Raw genomic sequence first — 16,605 nt, forward strand, 5'->3', positions numbered from 1 at the left:
CAAAAATAAAAGTCCGAAGCAAAACTCCGGACCTAAAACTATTAATTTTTCTGATTATGCCTTTATACCGCATCCTATGGCCTTTGTCAAGGTCACTTCAATCTCTGTACCAGATAGCATTGCATCTACTGCATCTTCAACATATTTATCTTCCACTTGCGAAGCATCTTGATAGTTATCATCAATGGCACCAATGTAGCGCACCATATTGCCTGTCTCATTTTTTTCTAACAGAAAAACATGTGGTGTGCGTTGTGCTCCATATTGCGGATATACCTCTTGCCCATCGTCCAATAAATAAGGAAATGAAAATTCTTTTTCCTTGGCGCGAACCCTCATGGCATCAAAACTATCGCCAGGCTGGATATCAGGGTTATTAGGATTTATTGCAATAACAGGAACCCCAAGGGATTTATATTTAGCATCTAAAGCAATAATACGGTCTTCATAAGCCACCGAATAAGGGCAAGTGTTACATGTGAAAATTACTAAGAAGCCCTTCGCAGTATTAAAATCTAAAAGCGAAACCATTTCGCCATCAATGTTTTTTAAAGAGAAGTCTGCAGCAATATCCCCAATACCATATCCAGTGGCAGCAGGATAATCATTTACGCCAAATGATGAAAAAACAGTTAGTAGTAAAGCAAAACCAATTGATTTAAGTGTTTTCATTTTCTAATTGATAAATTTATTAAGTTCATTATTCAATTCCTCATAAGTAAACCCATGAGGGTAAAACGTTCTCCTATCTTTATTATAAATTAAGGTTGCAGGAATTCCCCCTTGCCAATCGGTATCAATTTTTGGAATCCAATCGTTCATTTTTGGGTCGTCTAAAATAACTACCTCTCCTTTTAAATCATTTTTCTTCACAAATGGTACTAATCTTTTCTCCCACATTGAGGGCATATCTAAACTTACCAAAATCATTTCAACACCGCTTGCTTTTTGTTCTTGATATGTTCTTTCAAAATAAGGCATCTCTTCGATGCATGGTTTACACCAGGTAGCCCAAAAATTTATGATATATGTTTTATCACCTTCTTTTTTCAATAAAGGCTCTAAACCGTCAAAGTCATAAATTGGAAAAGGAATATTAGAATTTGGAACTTCGACTTTAGTTTCTGTCAATAACTCTTCGGTGTTTTCTTTTTCCTTTTTAGAGCCGCAGGCAACAAAAAGCATTAAAAGGGTGAAAACTGATAAATACTTCATTTACATGGTATTGAAATCTAAAATTAGTCAATCCTACATTGCTTATAATTTTTTAACAAAAATTTATCGATTTCATATAGAAAAGAATGAAAAACAAATATACATTTGTATATACAATTGTTGTAATGACATGAATGTAGAAGAAATCATAAAAACGAATAAGACAATTCCATTGCAGACAAGGACGATTATTCACTTGTCTCTTGTAAGCAATAAGCTAAGTGAAGCTATGGGAAATGCCTTAAAGCCATTTGAAGTTTCACTACAACAATTTAATGTGCTAAGAATCTTAAAAGGTCAAAAAGGTACTGCTGCGAATTTATCCACTTTGAATGAACGTATGGTCTCTAGAATGAGCAATACTACAAGACTTGTTGATAAATTGATTTTAAAAGGATTTGTAAACAGATGTGTTTGTGAAACCAATCGTCGTAAAGTTGAAATTTTTATAACTAAAGAAGGAGAAAAAGTTCTGGACCAAATGAGTGACGTTATAAAAACCGCAGAGACTATTGCCGTTCAGAATTTTACCGAATTTGAATTGAAAGAATTAAATCAGTTACTAGATAAATTTTAGAATGAATAACATATTAGAAAATAGAACCTGGCGTTATGCCACTAAAAAATTTGACAGCACTAAGAAGGTTTCAGACAAAGATTTGGAACTGTTGCTTGAAGCAACCCGTTTAAGTTCATCATCTTATGGACTTCAACCGTATCATGTTTTTATAATAACAGATCAGGCCATAAAAGAAAAACTAAAACCAGTTTCATGGGGCCAATCTCAAATCACCGATGCTTCACATCTTATAATCTTTGCAAACCAGACCAATTTTGGTGGGGAACTGGTAGACGATTATTTGAACAACTTGTCAAAAGTTAGAAACGTACCATTAGAAAATCTAAAAGGGTACTCCGATTTTGCAAAATCAAAAATAGTTGATTTACCTGAAGAAGTTAAAACCAATTGGACCGCAAAACAAGTCTACATTGCTCTGGGCAACTTAATGCAAGCCGCCGCAGAACTTAAAATTGACACTTGTCCAATGGAAGGTTTTGAGCCAGAAAAATATAATGAAATTTTAGGGCTTATAGAAAAAGGATTGAATGCAAGTGTTGCGTTACCAATAGGATATCGCTCTGATGAAGATGAAACCCAACATTACGCAAAGGTTCGTAAATCAAAAGAAGAATTATTTACTTATATATAAATCAATAAACACAAATTCAATTTTAAAATCATGAAAAAGAACATTTTAAGTTTAGCCCTAACCTTAGTATTCTGTTCAACTGTAATCGCTGGACCCATTGACGGAGAAAAAAAAGAAGTAAAAACTGATGCAAGCACAGTAACTTGGAAAGCATACAAAGTAACCGGCTCACATACAGGAACCATTGCGCTTAAATCTGGTGCATTAGAATTTGACGAAGGCAAACTCACTGGTGGTGAGTTTACAGTAGATATGACCACTATTAACGTAACTGATTTAGAAGGTGACTATAAAGCAAAATTAGATGGACATTTAAATTCTGATGATTTCTTTTCAACAGCTTCTAACCCAACTTCTACATTAGTTTTCACCAAAGTTGAAGCTTCTGGAAAAAACTCATACAAAGTAACCGGAGACTTAACCATAAAAGGTATTAATAAGCCTGTGACTTTTGATGTTTCTGTTTATGGAAGCAAAGCTACTGCGACACTGAAAGTTGATAGAGCACAGTACAATGTAAAATATGGTTCAGGAAGTTTCTTTGAAAATTTAGGAGACAAAACCATTTATGACGAATTTGATTTAGTAGTTGACTTAGAATTCTAATTCATTCATAATCTTTGGAAGAGAAAAGAAAAATATCCTGTCAATTGGCAGGATATTTTTTTTATCACATTTCTTTGTTTGATAGTTTCAAATTGATTTCTATATTTGAACCAATGAAAATAATAAATAACACATGGTGGTGGAATAATTTACGACTTAAATCGTGAACTAGTCCCTATTGAAAAATATATAAAGGCTTGTCATCACGACAAGCCTTTTTTAATTTATAGCATTAATTATGGCTTTTAAACTTAAAACACATTACAAAAAAATTCTAGCGGATACCATCACACCTGTTAGTGTTTATCTAAAAATCAGGGATAAGTTCCCGAACAGTATTCTTTTAGAGAGTAGTGATTACCATGCGAATGATAATAGTTTTTCCTATGTCTGCTGCAACCCAATCGCATCAATCAAGGTTGAAGATGAAGTTATTACCAAAGAGTTTCCTGATGGAAGTCAAACAGAAATTAAAATTACTAAAGACATTGAGGTTACCCAAGAGATTGATTCTTTTGCCAAACAATTCTCCGTTGAGAATCAAGATTTTAAATTCATCACTAATGGCCTATTCGGGTTTATGGCTTACGATGCTGTGCGCTATTATGAGGATATAGCGTTGTCAAAAAAAGAGAATTCTATTGAGATTCCTGACATCTATTATGCAGTTTACCAGAACATCATAGCAATAAATCATTTTAAAAATGAGGCCTATCTTTTTGCCCATTGTTTTGAAAGTGAAAACAACATATCACAATTAGAACAGGTATTAAAAGTTCGAAGTTTCGCGTCCTATAATTTTTCAAAAGAAGGTGATGTCAAAACTAATTTAGAAGATGAGGCTTATAAAGAACATGTTGCATTGGCGAAAAAACATTGTCAACGGGGCGATGTTTTTCAATTAGTACTTTCTAGAAGATTTTCTCAAGGTTTTAAGGGTGATGAATTTAATGTATATCGAGCTTTAAGGTCTATAAATCCTTCACCATACTTATTCTTTTTCGATTACGGCGATTTCAAAATTTTTGGAAGTTCTCCAGAGGCGCAGTTGATTGTTAAAGGCGGTAAAGCAGAGATTCACCCTATTGCAGGAACCTATAAACGTACTGGAAATGATGAAAAAGACGCAGAACTGGCTAAACAGTTGGCTCAAGATGACAAAGAAAATAGCGAACATGTAATGTTGGTAGATTTAGCTCGAAACGACCTCAGTAGAAATGGAAACCTTGTCAATGTAGAAACGTATAGAGAAGTTCAATATTTTTCTCATGTAATCCACTTGGTTTCCAAAGTTACGGGTATTAAAAAACCTGATATTTCTACTCTAAAGATTGTAGCAGATACCTTCCCCGCAGGGACTTTAAGCGGAGCTCCAAAACATATGGCGATGCAATTGATTGAAAAATATGAAAAAACAAGTCGTGGATATTATGGTGGAGCCATTGGTTTTATGGATTTCAAAGGAAACTTTAATCATGCCATAATGATTCGTACTTTTTTGAGTAAAAATCATGAACTTCATTTTCAAGCAGGTGCAGGACTGGTCGCTGCCTCCGATGCCAATGATGAGCTTCAAGAAACTTACAACAAACTAGGAGCCTTAAATAAAGCCTTAGAAATTGCTGAAACTATTTAAAATGGGCAGAAAGATATTAATGATAGACAATTACGATAGTTTCACCTTTAATTTGGTTCACTATTTAGAGGATTTGGATTGCGAAGTTATTGTAAAGCGAAACGACCAATTGAGTTTGAAGGAAGTTCACTCCTATAAAGAAATTGTTTTATCACCAGGCCCAGGAATTCCTGATGAAGCTGGTCTATTAAAACCAATTATTGAGAAGTATGGTTCTAAAAAGCGAATTCTTGGAGTATGTTTAGGGCAACAAGCTATCGCAGAAGTCTACGGAGGCACTTTAGTGAATTTAGATCAAGTATATCATGGGGTCGCCACGACTATCAAAATTACAGAAGCTGATTATATTTTTGAAGGACTACCAAAGGAGCTTGAGGTTGGCAGATATCATTCTTGGGTAGTAAACACCGATTTACCGAATAATTTAGAAGCAACGTCTTTTGATGAAAATGGACAAATAATGTCATTAAAACATAAAGAATTTGATGTGCGTGCCGTTCAATTCCACCCTGAATCTGTTTTAACGCCACACGGAAAACAAATCTTAAAAAATTGGTTGAACAAATGAAAGAAATATTAAATAGACTTATCAATCATGACATCCTCGAAAAAGAAGATGCCAAACAAATTTTGGTCAATATTGCAAAAGGTGATTATAATGCTAGTCAAATTGCGGCTTTTTTGACGGTTTACATGATGCGAAGCATCACCATCGAAGAACTAGAAGGTTTCCGTGATGCTCTGCTAGAATTATGTTTGGCAATTGATTTATCAGCATACAATCCAATTGATTTATGTGGTACAGGTGGCGATGGTAAAGACACCTTTAATATTTCTACGCTTGCATCTTTTGTGACTGCCGGTGCTGGAATTAAAGTCACCAAACATGGTAATTATGGAGTTTCTTCAAAATGTGGAAGTAGCAATGTCATGGAGTTTTTAGGAATTAAATTCAGTAATGAAGCTGACTTTCTAAAAAAATCTATTGATGAAGCTGGTATTTGTGTATTACACGCACCCTTGTTTCATCCAGCTATGAAAAATGTTGCGCCTATCAGAAAAGAATTAGCGGTAAAGACCTTTTTCAATATGCTGGGTCCAATGGTAAATCCGGCTTTTCCTAAGAATCAGATGGTAGGTGTTTTTAATTTGGAACTGGCAAGAATGTATGGATACCTATATCAAAATACAGATAAGAATTTTACAGTACTTCATGCACTTGACGGATATGATGAAATCAGTTTAACAGGAAATACCAAAACAATTTCTAATGGTTCAGAAGGAATAATTACACCTTCTGATTTTGGACTAGGGACAATAACTGCAGAAGAAATTGTTGGCGGTAATGATATTGCCGATTCTGCCCAAATCTTTTTAGACATATTAAACGGACGAGGTTCAGAAGCTCAAAACAATGTAGTTTGTGCCAATGCGGGCGTTGCCATCGCAACAGTTAATGGAAGTACACCAAAGCAAGGTTTTGAAAAAGCTAAAGAATCTTTGCTAAGCGGAAGTGGATTGAAAGCATTAAAAGAGTTACAAGCAATAAGCGCCCAATGAATATTCTAGACAAAATAATTGCTGATAAACGAAAAGAGGTTAAACTTAAAAAAAGTTTAGTCCCTACTTCTCAATTGGAGCAATCTGTTCTTTTCGATAGAAAAGCACAATCGCTATCTAATGTTTTACGAAATAGCAAAACAGGTATCATTGCCGAACACAAACGTCGTTCACCATCAAAGCATACTATTAATCAAAATACTAATGTGGGTCAAGTCGCCCATGGCTATGAAAACGCAGGTGTTTCTGGTATGAGTATTTTAACAGATATCAAATACTTTGGGGGATCATTGGAAGATTTGATTTTGGCTAGGGCTTCTGTTGAAATGCCGTTGCTTAGAAAAGAATTCATCATAGATGAATATCAAATTATAGAAGCAAAGGCACATGGGGCCGATGTTATTTTACTAATAGCCGCCGTGTTATCTAAAACAGAAATAAAAGCATTATCAGAGTTGGCAAAAAACTTGGGATTGGATGTCTTATTAGAGGTACATAATGAGAAAGAATTACATAAATCTATCATGCCCAGTTTAGATATGCTGGGCGTCAACAACCGCAACCTCAAAACCTTTGAAGTTAACTTAAATATAAGTAAGAAGTTATCAGAAGTAATTCCTGATCAATTTGTAAAAGTATCTGAAAGTGGAATCAGTTCAATTGACGCTATTAAAGGCTTAAAAGAATATGGTTATCAAGGTTTTCTAATTGGTGAGAATTTTATGAAGACGGAAAACCCCGGGAAGGCTGCAAAAGAGTTTATCACTAAACTAGAAGTATGAAACTAAAAGTGTGTGGAATGAAATATAATCCTGAAGAAGTGGCAGCAATGCAACCTGATTATTTGGGCTTTATATTTTGGGAGTCATCATCACGGTTTTTTGATGGGGAAATTCCAACACTACCAGTTGAAATTAATAAGATTGGTGTATTTGTCGATGCAAGCATTGATACTATTTTAGAAAAAATAAAAAAATATAAGTTAAATGCAGTGCAGTTGCATGGAAAAGAATCACCTAAGTATTGCAAAAGTCTCCGCTATTCGTATAATACCCTAAAACAAGACCAGATTTTCGATTTGAAAATCATTAAAGTATTCTCGATCAAAGATGAATTTGACTTTTCGATTTTACAACCCTACGAAGAAATATGTGATTACTTTTTATTTGACACCAAAGGAAAATTACCAGGCGGTAACGGATATACTTTTGATTGGTCAGTTTTAAAAAACTATCCTTCGACCAAACCCTATTTTTTGAGTGGGGGTATCGGATTGGATAATTCAAAGCAAATTGAAGAATTTCTAGGTAGACCAGAATCAAAATACTGTTATGCTATTGATGTCAATAGCATGTTTGAAGAGGCGCCTGGACTAAAGAATATTGAGGATTTAAAAGAGTTTAAAAAGAAATTAACCGACAACTAATGAAATATCACGCTGACGAAAAAGGATATTATGGAGAATTTGGAGGAGCATTCATCCCAGAAATGCTCTATCCAAATGTGGAAGAATTGCGCCAAAAGTATTTGGATATCATGTATGAGAAATCTTTCCAAAAAGAATTCCATCGACTACTAAAAGACTATGTGGGTAGACCATCACCGCTCTATTTCGCGCAACGTTTATCAGAAAAATACAATTGTAAGGTTTATTTAAAACGAGAAGATTTAAATCATACCGGTGCTCATAAAGTAAACAATACCATAGGTCAGATTTTGTTGGCCAAGAGGCTGGGAAAAACTAGAATAATTGCCGAAACTGGCGCGGGACAACATGGCGTTGCGACTGCAACAGTTTGTGCCCTTATGGGTATAGAATGTATTGTATACATGGGTGAAATCGATATCACTCGTCAAGCACCAAATGTAGCACGTATGAAAATGTTGGGCGCAGAGGTTCGACCCGCACTATCAGGAAGTAGAACATTAAAGGATGCTACAAACGAGGCTATTCGCGATTGGATCAACAATCCTGTAGATACGCATTATATTATTGGTTCTGCCATTGGCCCTCACCCCTACCCTGATATGGTAACCAGGTTTCAATCGGTCATATCGGAAGAAATTAAATGGCAACTAAAGGAGAAAGAAGGTCGTGAAAACCCGGACTATGTTGTGGCCTGTATAGGTGGAGGAAGCAACGCGGCAGGAACATACCATCATTTTTTAGACGAAGCTGAAGTAGGTATCATCGCTGTCGAAGCTGCAGGTAAAGGTGTCGATACTGATGAAAGTGCTGCGACTTCGGCCTTGGGTAAGGTGGGTATTATTCACGGATGTAAAACTATGTTGATGCAAACAGATGATGGACAGATAACAGAACCGTATTCCATTTCTGCAGGATTGGATTATCCAGGGGTAGGCCCCATGCATTCACATTTATACAAATCTGGTCGAGCAGAATTTTATTCCGCTACCGATGATGAAGCAATGACCGCAGGATTGGAATTGTCACAATTGGAAGGTATTATCCCTGCAATTGAAACTGGTCATGCTTTTGCCATTTTTGAGCATAAAAAGTTTGAGCCTAAAGACATCGTCGTGATTAGCTTATCTGGACGAGGAGATAAAGATTTACAAACCTATATTGATTACTTTAAGCTGGCTTAAACCATGAATAGAATAAACCAAAAAATGCTGGAGGATAAAAAACTCCTTTCTATATATTTTACTGCTGGCTACCCTGCTTTAAACCACACGGCAAAAATCATTCAAGATTTAGAAAAAAGTGGTGTAGACATGATTGAAATTGGATTGCCTTTTAGCGATCCATTAGCAGATGGCCCGACCATTCAAAAAAGTTCAACCGCTGCATTAAAAAATGGGATGACCACTCAAACCCTTTTTGCACAATTAAAAGACATACGTAAATCCGTTTCTATTCCACTGATTGTGATGGGTTACTTTAACCCCATGCTTCAATATGGGGTAGAAGCATTTTGTAAAAAGTGTTCAGACATTGGTGTTGATGGTATTATAATGCCTGACCTTCCGTTAGATGTTTATCAAGATGATTACGAAACCATCTTTAAAAAACATAGTTTATTAAATATATTTTTAATTACGCCGCAAACAAGCGAATCTCGTATTCGTCAAATAGATGATGCTTCTGAAGGATTTATTTATATGGTAAGTTCAGCAAGTGTAACGGGTTCAAAATCTGGTTTTGGAAAGGAACAAGAGGCTTACTTTGATCGGATTGCTTCTATGAATCTCGCAAACCCACAAATAGTTGGTTTTGGCATCAAAGATGCAGAAACCTTTCAACAAGCTACTAGAACTGCAAAAGGAGCTATAATCGGTTCTGCATTTATTAAACATTTAACAACCTCCGGCAACAGTAACATAAGTGATTTTATAAAAAAGATTAGAAATTAAGTTGGTCATTTCATCATTTATATAACTCCCTTGGTCTTAACGGGAAGCGCTGTTTTATATATTTTCAAAATAGCTTCAACTCCATCTTTGAGGCCTTTTAAGTGCAGTTCCCCGTTATTTTTAGCAAGCATTTGCTTTACAATTGAAAGCCCCTTGCCAGAACCTCTTTCGTTAGAAGTACCTAACGTACTCTCGACATGCTCTCCGCGATTAACGAGGTTAAGCTTTTTAAGATCAACGGCATTTGCCTTGTTTTTGATTGAAAAAGAATAATAATCATTATGCTCGGCAGCTTTAACAACAATTTTCTCATCAGAGGGTGAGAACTTAATTGCATTGGTCAAAAGATTTCGCATAACAGTCTCAAAAACTTGTTTTGAATAAAACAACTTAAAGTCACTTGACAGCCCATTTGAAACTATTAGTTTTTTATAATTTAATTTCTCAGAAAATTGCTCCTTTAACTCCTCTACAACAGCTCTTATATCAAGGTGCATATAACTTTTAATAGTATCATCAGTTTGCATTGCCCAATCAAGAAGGCCTTCTAACATAACATATGTCTTATCAACTGACTTTTTAAGTAAATCAAGATTATTGTTTATATCTACCCTTGACTTTGAATTCTTTGTAATCTCAGCAAGAATTGAAATTTGATGAATGGGAGTCTTCAAATCATGCGCGATAATTTGAACAATTTCTTTTCTAAAACTAGTAAGTTCTTGCAATTCTATATTTTGCTTTAGACTAAGTTCGTTCTGCTCCCGTAAATCTTGCCTCATCAAAATTACTTTTTCGAAAACAAAATAGCTAATAGCCCCAACCGAAGAAATTAAAATGAATGCTAAGATAAATTTACCTAAAGCCATTTGTGGTACTAATAAAATACATGCAGTGATATATAGCGTATTATAAATAATAACCACCAGTTGATGATATGGTTTTTCAAATACAGCAAGCAATAAACCCATTACAAACACAATCATCTCTACCCTTAGAAAATATCCTTCAAAATTTGAACCTGAATCTTCTACCCTGAATGGCAGATAAATTGTTGAAGAAAGAATATTTATATATACGAGAACCAAAAACATCAAACTTGTCGACACCCAATTAACCTTCCAAATAATTGCGGTAAGTAAGACCGTACAGAATACAAACAAGTGTTTTAGCGAATATTTATTAAACCCTCCAATACCATATTCGGTAAAAAAATTAGTTGCTAACCCTGCTAATACTAAAAGAATCAAGATGTGAAAAATAACACTTGTACTACGTATAGGAACAAGCACTTGTTTATCTTTAGAAATTGAATTTAGGTAGGTCTCCATTTGGGGTTTTATTTAATTTCAAACGAATAACGATGTATTTTCTTACATTTTAATTTAACTTTTAGATGAAACACACTTTTGCCATACTTTTTGTTTTTTTAAGCCTTCATACTTTTAGCCAAATAAACGATTCTACCATAATAAAATCTCAAGTCGCCAAGGCTATTACTGAGCTTAGAGATTTTGTAGCGATACCGAATGACGCTCTGAATGGCGATGACATTGATGATAACATTTTTTGGTTAAAGAAAAAGTTTAGTGAACGTGGATTCAATACTACAGAATTAGAAACTGAAAATCACCCTTTATTTTTTGCTGCCCTACCTCTAGAAGATGACAAACCAACCATACTATTTTATATGCATTTTGATGGGCAATCTGTTGATGCGAGTAAATGGGATCAACCAAGCCCATATAATATTGTCTTAAAAGAACCCTCTGGAGATGATTGGGAAACACATCCATTTGATGATATGCTCGAAGATATTCCTTATGATTGGCGTTTGTTTGGTCGCTCAACTTCAGATGACAAAGGTCCTATAGTAATGTTCTTAAATGCTATTGACTTACTTAAAAAAGAAAGTACGGAAATGCCTTTTAACGTTAAGGTGATTTTAGATAGCGAAGAAGAAAAAGGAAGTAAACCTTTACCAAAAGCAGTTAAACAATATCGTGAATTATTAGAGGCTGACTTTCTACTCATAACTGATGGTCCAATGCATTCATCTGGCAAGCCGACTGTAGTTTACGGTTGTCGCGGTATAACGACACTTTCGCTAACCACTTATGGTCCTATAAAACCTCAGCATAGTGGTCATTATAGTAATTACGCCCCTAATCCCGGCTTTCAGTTAGCACAACTATTAGCTTCTATGAAAGATAAGGATGGTAAAGTTCTAATACCTGGCTATTATGACGGTATTCAAATTGATGATGCAATCCAAGAAGTATTAAAAAGTGTTCCGGATAACGATAATGAGATTGCAAATAAGTTAGCGTTTAAAACCGCGGAAAAAGTAGGCTCTTTTTATCAAGAAGCTTTGCAATACCCTAGTTTAAATATCCGTGGATTAGGTTCTGGTTGGATTGGTAAGGAAGCCCGAACGATAGTTCCTGAAAGTGCTACTGCGGAACTAGATTTACGATTGGTACCAGAATCGGATGGCAATCGATTAAAAAAACTAGTTAAAGAACATATTGCTAAACAGGGCTTTCAAATACTTAATCATATACCCTCAAAAGAAGAACGTCTTAAGTATGAGAGAATAGTAACCGTAAAAGAAGGTAGTGTTACCGACGCTTTCAGAACTGATTTAAACAATTCGTATGGGAATTTTTTGGTGAACACCATGTTAGAAAACTTTAATGAAGAGATCATTCAAATCAGAATCATGGGCGGCACTGTGCCAATTGCACCTTTTATTAACGAGTTAAAAATTCCAGCTTTTATAGTACCAATGGTGAATCATGATAATAATCAACATAGTCCCAATGAAAATTTAAAGATTGGGCAACTAGCATACGGCATACGAGCATTTTATGGATTGCTATCCTCTAAACCTTAATCAAAAGGATTGTTTAAAATGCCCATAACTTCGATAAAAGTATTTTAAGGCTTTTAAAACTTATTAAAAACTGAGTTTTAACGGATAACATATGCTGTGTAACCATATTTCATGGCGTTAAGAAGTTATTGACATAATTTTACTAAACCAAATCTAACCTACCACATGAAATACTCTACTATAGTTATTGACGATTCGTCAATTCAGCGTTTAGCAACTTCCTTTTTGGTCAAAAACCACACAAAACTAGAGTTGATTGGTTCTTATGCGAACCCTTATGAAGGAATCAAAGCCATTTATGATTATAAAGTCGATATCGTCTTTCTAGATGTATTAATGGATCAAGTTGATGCTTTTGAACTATTAGACAGTATTGAAATTAATGCTGCTATCATAATGAACTCTACATGGTCTCATTTTGCACAACCAGCATTTGAATATGGTATTAATGACTTTTTGATCAAGCCTATGCCAAAAAAACGGTTTGAACAAGCAGTTGATAAAATTATCAAGCAAATACAGCTCGAAAGAGAAATACAGAAACAAAGTTCTACATTCTTATTTTCTGAACTTCTATCAAATTTTAACTAAGGTAAAATATTAAGCAGAGTTTCTGCTTGCGTTGATGTTACCGTATAAAGATCTAGTTACAATTTTTTCGTAAAGTTCTTTATAAGTTGAATTCTTTGTGATTTCGTAAAGTGCATTTTGTTGAATTACTAACAACGGCAATACAATCTTCTCTCGAATCTTAACAGATTCCCTAGAAACCGCCTCATCTTCCATCAAAATTTTATGCCCAGATATTTGTAATAACATCTTCTCAGACAATTGACATTCTTGATCTAGTATATTCCAAAAGTCACCGTACTCTTCGTCTTCTTTCATATAACTGGTCAGGTCGAAATTCGTTTTTGCCAATGACATCATACTGTTATGCATCAATGCCCTAAAAAAAGGAACTTCTTTATAAAGCTTTTTAACTTCATTTAATCGTCCATTATCTTTTAATTTTTGTATGGCTGTGCCCAACCCAAAATATCCAGGTACATTTTGCTTCAACTGACTCCATGAACCCACAAAAGAAATGGCTCTTAAGTCAGATAACGTCAATTGCTTCTTGTTTCCTCTTTTACCTGGACGGCTACCAATATTTGCATTAGAATAATATTTAAGAGTACTACGTTGCTCTAAATAAGGCATAAACTTTTCATGCTGTTTTAAAGAATCATACTTGGCAAAACTTATCTCAGATAATTCTTCAATCAGTTCACGTTCAGAAGCAGATATGGTATATTCTTTTCCAAATAAATTGTTACTTAGACCAGCGGTTAATAATTGTTCTGCATTATGAACAAATTGTGCTTTAGTGCCATAAGTACTTGTAATAGTTTGTCCTTGTATGGTCAACTGAATCTCATGATTGGCAACATCTTTAGTTTGTGCAGCATAAAAACGGTGTGTTTTTCCTCCACCTCTAGCCGGTGGTCCTCCCCTACCATCAAAAAACTTCGCTTTGATGCCATTTTTACGGCACACTTTACTCAAGGTTTCTTTTGTTTTTAAAATAGACCAGTTTGCTTTCAGATAACCTCCATCTTTTGTGCCATCGGAAAACCCTAACATTATGGTGTGCGAATCTTTTCTGCGTTCTAAATGAGAGCGATATTGGGGTGTGTCAAAAAGAGTTTGCATTACTTCTTTTGAAGCATCCATACCTTTCATCGTTTCAAAAAGTGGTACAATATCAAATGTGATATCTTCTTCTTTCCATCCACACCATCTAAACAATCCGAATACAAAAAGCACCGAAAAAATATCTTCAGAATTACTTATAATATAACGATTACAACCATCTTCACCATTTTTGGCCTGAATAGTTTTTAATTGCTGAATATTAGTTATGGTATCTTTGACAATATCAATATCAAAATCTGATGGACTTAATTTGATTTCTTTCATCAACAACCAATCAGACAATTCTTTCTCACTTAATTCACCTAAACTTTTCTTTATTGCTCCTTTTTGTTTTAAAATGGTTTCAATAGCTAAATAATGCTTACTGTGGTCTTGACGGATATCTAAAGTTGCAAAATGCGTTTTAAAAATATGCACCTTATCAATTAGTTGATTCAAATCATCTAAATACAAAGAGTGGTAATGAGCTACTAACAATTTTTTAACCTCTTCTAATTTTTCAATAATTTCTGAATAGCTAACCAAAAAATTCTCTTGAAACATTGCCTTATAGAGTTTAACGTTCAATGCGTTCAAAGGATCTTGTAATGCTTTGAACGTTAGTTTTTTTCGCAATACTTTTAAGTCATTGTAGTAACACTTCATCAAAGTAAGACGAAGTTCATCAGCAACTTCATTGGTTATGCTTGCTGTTACGAATGGGTTGCCATCTCTATCACCACCTGGCCAAAAACCCAGCTTTATAATGTCATAATTGTTAAAATCAGTGGTGTGCGCATTTCTTTTAACATATTGAAAAAGTTCGCCCACAGCTTGATAATAGGTATTACGAAGAATGTAAATAATATTTTTTGCCTCATCTAGAGGAGTTGGTTTTTTAGCATTTATCAATGATGTTAATCCCAACTGTTGCAGGGTCAAGTCAATATCATCAATTCGGTTCTCATCAATCAAAGCACGTAATTCAGCAATAATATCTAAAACCGAAGGTGTGTAAAATTGTGTTGGGTGCGCTGTAAGTACAATTCTTGCACTGAAAGTGCTGAGCTTAGCGGAAATTTTATCCCAATCTTTGTTCTGATCTACCAATCTAAAGTAATCTTTAATTGTAAGTGAGTTCGTATATTCTTGCAATTTCGGAAAGGCAGCATCTTCAACACTATCGTATAAAACCACCTGACGTTCAACATATTGAATAATGCGAAACATAAAATCTAAGCGTTCTTTTTCCTTCTTAAAATCAGTATAGTTAGAGAAAAAACCCTCAAGAATATCTTGTGGCTTTTTACCCGCTTGCAAACCTTTCTCACATTGTTCAAAAAGCAATGGCACCAACATTCCAACATTTTCCATATTGGTGTACGGTAAACTCAAGAATAAGCTATTGTAGATATTAAACTTATTGGTAACTGATTTTTTAAACTCTGTTATACGCTTTGATTGTTGCATTTGAATAATTTACATTAATACCGACCAATAAAATTTTAAGCAAATTCAAAGGTCGTCATAGAATACCAAATCTAAAATTAAATTTTCGTCAAATCACATATTTATCACTGTTTCATCAAAACATAACACCTTAAAGTTCTATTATATAAAATGTTCTCTATATTGAAGTACTCTAAAGTTAAAAGTGTTGAAATTTGGATTCTTATCTTTTAAATCTTTATATAATCTTAAACTGCCAACCGCTCTGTTAGCCGCTCCTGAAGGAGCTATCAAAGAAACTGTTTTAATGGTCCTTTTTGTTTTAGGATGCTCAAATTGATGTATGCGAGGCACCACATTTGACACCACATTGTAACCGACACTACTTACTTTTAAATGCTTTCTGAAAAAATATTCAGGTCCGTTCTTGCTGTTCCCTCCTGTAAAAAGCAATGTTTCAATAGAAGGAAAATCTTCTAAATATTTTAAAATATTTCGAAGTCGTACATTTGCCATTCCTAAATCGGAAGCATCGATTTTTTGCCGTTCAGCACTATCCACAATATCACAAATTCCTATTTTATGGGTTTTTAAAAAAGCCTTTCGCTCATGAATCGCTTTATTATTAGTGGCAAATGTTAGGTTCAACTTAAAAATTTCATTCAATATTGGCCAAAGTTGCCCATCCCGACTTCCATAGCAAAAATTGACATCACCTTCTTTTAAATCGCCAGTCGAAAAACGCGGAGGTGGTAGCGTACCAACTATTACTTTTCTGACACCTTCAAAGAGAAAAGGTGGATAAGGATGTTTATGTAAAAACATTCTTCAAAGTTAAACCATAAATAGGTTTTAAAAAGATGGTCTTTTTGAACCACTAAGGAACAATTACCATGGTTTGAAAAACAAGAGGTTTCAGACCAAGTATGTGAAAACTACAAATGAAGTTTAAGAACTAAGAAAGAAACGTATTAAAA

The 16,605-nt window shown here is 34.6% G+C and carries 17 protein-coding genes; 12 read left to right on the plus strand and 5 right to left on the minus strand.

What is annotated here, in order from left to right; genetic code table 11:
* Window positions 1-54: 54 nt before the first annotated feature.
* Both RM706_RS15115 and RM706_RS15120 read right to left on the minus strand, forming a co-directional pair.
* The gene (locus tag RM706_RS15115) at window positions 55-672 is read right to left on the minus strand and encodes a thioredoxin family protein (protein WP_311353065.1); all 618 of its coding nucleotides are present in this window, start codon (window positions 670-672) and stop codon (window positions 55-57) included.
* A 3-nt stretch (window positions 673-675) separates the two neighbouring features.
* Entirely contained in the window at window positions 676-1,215 is a 540-nt protein-coding gene (locus RM706_RS15120) for a TlpA disulfide reductase family protein (protein ID WP_311353068.1), read from the minus strand.
* 130 nt (window positions 1,216-1,345) lie between these two features.
* Between RM706_RS15120 and RM706_RS15125 the strand changes: the two genes are divergently transcribed.
* From RM706_RS15125 to trpA, 10 genes are all read left to right on the plus strand, one after another.
* Complete coding sequence (locus RM706_RS15125) at window positions 1,346-1,792, plus strand: MarR family winged helix-turn-helix transcriptional regulator (RefSeq protein WP_311353070.1); 447 nt, start codon at window positions 1,346-1,348, stop codon at window positions 1,790-1,792.
* Between the two features lies 1 nt (window position 1,793).
* Entirely contained in the window at window positions 1,794-2,426 is a 633-nt protein-coding gene (locus tag RM706_RS15130) for an NAD(P)H-dependent oxidoreductase (protein WP_311353072.1), read from the plus strand.
* Between the two features lie 30 nt (window positions 2,427-2,456).
* The gene (locus tag RM706_RS15135; RefSeq protein ID WP_311353074.1) at window positions 2,457-3,032 is read left to right on the plus strand and encodes a YceI family protein; all 576 of its coding nucleotides are present in this window, start codon (window positions 2,457-2,459) and stop codon (window positions 3,030-3,032) included.
* Window positions 3,033-3,270: 238 nt separating this feature from the next.
* Window positions 3,271-4,668 carry an anthranilate synthase component I family protein gene (locus RM706_RS15140; RefSeq protein WP_311353076.1) on the plus strand — a complete coding sequence of 466 codons (1,398 nt, stop codon included), beginning with the start codon at window positions 3,271-3,273 and terminating at the stop codon, window positions 4,666-4,668.
* A gap of 1 nt (window position 4,669) precedes the next feature.
* On the plus strand, window positions 4,670-5,236 hold the full coding sequence (locus tag RM706_RS15145) for an anthranilate synthase component II (RefSeq protein ID WP_311353078.1): 567 nt from the start codon (window positions 4,670-4,672) through the stop codon (window positions 5,234-5,236).
* On the plus strand, window positions 5,233-6,228 hold the full coding sequence (trpD, locus tag RM706_RS15150; protein ID WP_311353080.1) for an anthranilate phosphoribosyltransferase: 996 nt from the start codon (window positions 5,233-5,235) through the stop codon (window positions 6,226-6,228). Before RM706_RS15145 ends, trpD begins: the two co-directional genes overlap by 4 nt.
* Window positions 6,225-7,010 (plus strand): indole-3-glycerol phosphate synthase TrpC, encoded by a 786-nt coding sequence (gene trpC / locus RM706_RS15155; RefSeq protein WP_311353082.1) that lies wholly within the window; start codon window positions 6,225-6,227, stop codon window positions 7,008-7,010. Before trpD ends, trpC begins: the two co-directional genes overlap by 4 nt.
* Window positions 7,007-7,654 (plus strand): phosphoribosylanthranilate isomerase, encoded by a 648-nt coding sequence (locus RM706_RS15160; RefSeq protein WP_311353084.1) that lies wholly within the window; start codon window positions 7,007-7,009, stop codon window positions 7,652-7,654. The genes trpC and RM706_RS15160 overlap by 4 nt, the downstream gene beginning before the upstream one ends.
* Window positions 7,654-8,838 carry a tryptophan synthase subunit beta gene (gene trpB / locus RM706_RS15165; RefSeq protein ID WP_311353086.1) on the plus strand — a complete coding sequence of 395 codons (1,185 nt, stop codon included), beginning with the start codon at window positions 7,654-7,656 and terminating at the stop codon, window positions 8,836-8,838. Before RM706_RS15160 ends, trpB begins: the two co-directional genes overlap by 1 nt.
* Window positions 8,839-8,841: 3 nt before the next feature.
* Window positions 8,842-9,606, plus strand: coding sequence for a tryptophan synthase subunit alpha (trpA, locus tag RM706_RS15170; RefSeq protein WP_311353088.1), 765 nt, complete (start codon window positions 8,842-8,844; stop codon window positions 9,604-9,606).
* Window positions 9,607-9,623: 17 nt separating this feature from the next.
* Here trpA and RM706_RS15175 read toward each other — a convergent pair whose 3' ends face one another.
* Complete coding sequence (locus RM706_RS15175; protein WP_311353089.1) at window positions 9,624-10,937, minus strand: sensor histidine kinase; 1,314 nt, start codon at window positions 10,935-10,937, stop codon at window positions 9,624-9,626.
* 65 nt (window positions 10,938-11,002) lie between these two features.
* Between RM706_RS15175 and RM706_RS15180 the strand changes: the two genes are divergently transcribed.
* Together RM706_RS15180 and RM706_RS15185 are read left to right on the plus strand one after the other, a co-directional pair.
* The gene (locus RM706_RS15180; RefSeq protein WP_311353091.1) at window positions 11,003-12,502 is read left to right on the plus strand and encodes a M20/M25/M40 family metallo-hydrolase; all 1,500 of its coding nucleotides are present in this window, start codon (window positions 11,003-11,005) and stop codon (window positions 12,500-12,502) included.
* Window positions 12,503-12,667: 165 nt separating this feature from the next.
* Window positions 12,668-13,093, plus strand: coding sequence for a LytR/AlgR family response regulator transcription factor (locus RM706_RS15185; RefSeq protein ID WP_311353093.1), 426 nt, complete (start codon window positions 12,668-12,670; stop codon window positions 13,091-13,093).
* Between the two features lie 9 nt (window positions 13,094-13,102).
* Here RM706_RS15185 and RM706_RS15190 read toward each other — a convergent pair whose 3' ends face one another.
* Window positions 13,103-15,649 carry a phosphoenolpyruvate carboxylase gene (locus RM706_RS15190; RefSeq protein WP_311353095.1) on the minus strand — a complete coding sequence of 849 codons (2,547 nt, stop codon included), beginning with the start codon at window positions 15,647-15,649 and terminating at the stop codon, window positions 13,103-13,105.
* Between the two features lie 141 nt (window positions 15,650-15,790).
* Window positions 15,791-16,453, minus strand: coding sequence for a uracil-DNA glycosylase family protein (locus tag RM706_RS15195; RefSeq protein WP_311353097.1), 663 nt, complete (start codon window positions 16,451-16,453; stop codon window positions 15,791-15,793).
* Between the last annotated feature and the right edge of the window lie 152 nt (window positions 16,454-16,605).

Origin of the sequence: Croceitalea rosinachiae (assembly GCF_031846445.1) — a bacterium.
Classification (GTDB): domain Bacteria; phylum Bacteroidota; class Bacteroidia; order Flavobacteriales; family Flavobacteriaceae; genus Croceitalea; species Croceitalea rosinachiae.

Coding starts and splice junctions, on each gene's coding strand:
- RM706_RS15115 (WP_311353065.1), bottom strand. CDS start 672: ATGAAAACACTTAAATCAATTGGTTTTGCTTTACTACTAACTGTTTTT.
- RM706_RS15120 (WP_311353068.1), bottom strand. CDS start 1,215: ATGAAGTATTTATCAGTTTTCACCCTTTTAATGCTTTTTGTTGCCTGC.
- RM706_RS15125 (WP_311353070.1), top strand. CDS start 1,346: ATGAATGTAGAAGAAATCATAAAAACGAATAAGACAATTCCATTGCAG.
- RM706_RS15130 (WP_311353072.1), top strand. CDS start 1,794: ATGAATAACATATTAGAAAATAGAACCTGGCGTTATGCCACTAAAAAA.
- RM706_RS15135 (WP_311353074.1), top strand. CDS start 2,457: ATGAAAAAGAACATTTTAAGTTTAGCCCTAACCTTAGTATTCTGTTCA.
- RM706_RS15140 (WP_311353076.1), top strand. CDS start 3,271: ATGGCTTTTAAACTTAAAACACATTACAAAAAAATTCTAGCGGATACC.
- RM706_RS15145 (WP_311353078.1), top strand. CDS start 4,670: ATGGGCAGAAAGATATTAATGATAGACAATTACGATAGTTTCACCTTT.
- trpD (WP_311353080.1), top strand. CDS start 5,233: ATGAAAGAAATATTAAATAGACTTATCAATCATGACATCCTCGAAAAA.
- trpC (WP_311353082.1), top strand. CDS start 6,225: ATGAATATTCTAGACAAAATAATTGCTGATAAACGAAAAGAGGTTAAA.
- RM706_RS15160 (WP_311353084.1), top strand. CDS start 7,007: ATGAAACTAAAAGTGTGTGGAATGAAATATAATCCTGAAGAAGTGGCA.
- trpB (WP_311353086.1), top strand. CDS start 7,654: ATGAAATATCACGCTGACGAAAAAGGATATTATGGAGAATTTGGAGGA.
- trpA (WP_311353088.1), top strand. CDS start 8,842: ATGAATAGAATAAACCAAAAAATGCTGGAGGATAAAAAACTCCTTTCT.
- RM706_RS15175 (WP_311353089.1), bottom strand. CDS start 10,937: ATGGAGACCTACCTAAATTCAATTTCTAAAGATAAACAAGTGCTTGTT.
- RM706_RS15180 (WP_311353091.1), top strand. CDS start 11,003: ATGAAACACACTTTTGCCATACTTTTTGTTTTTTTAAGCCTTCATACT.
- RM706_RS15185 (WP_311353093.1), top strand. CDS start 12,668: ATGAAATACTCTACTATAGTTATTGACGATTCGTCAATTCAGCGTTTA.
- RM706_RS15190 (WP_311353095.1), bottom strand. CDS start 15,649: ATGCAACAATCAAAGCGTATAACAGAGTTTAAAAAATCAGTTACCAAT.
- RM706_RS15195 (WP_311353097.1), bottom strand. CDS start 16,453: ATGTTTTTACATAAACATCCTTATCCACCTTTTCTCTTTGAAGGTGTC.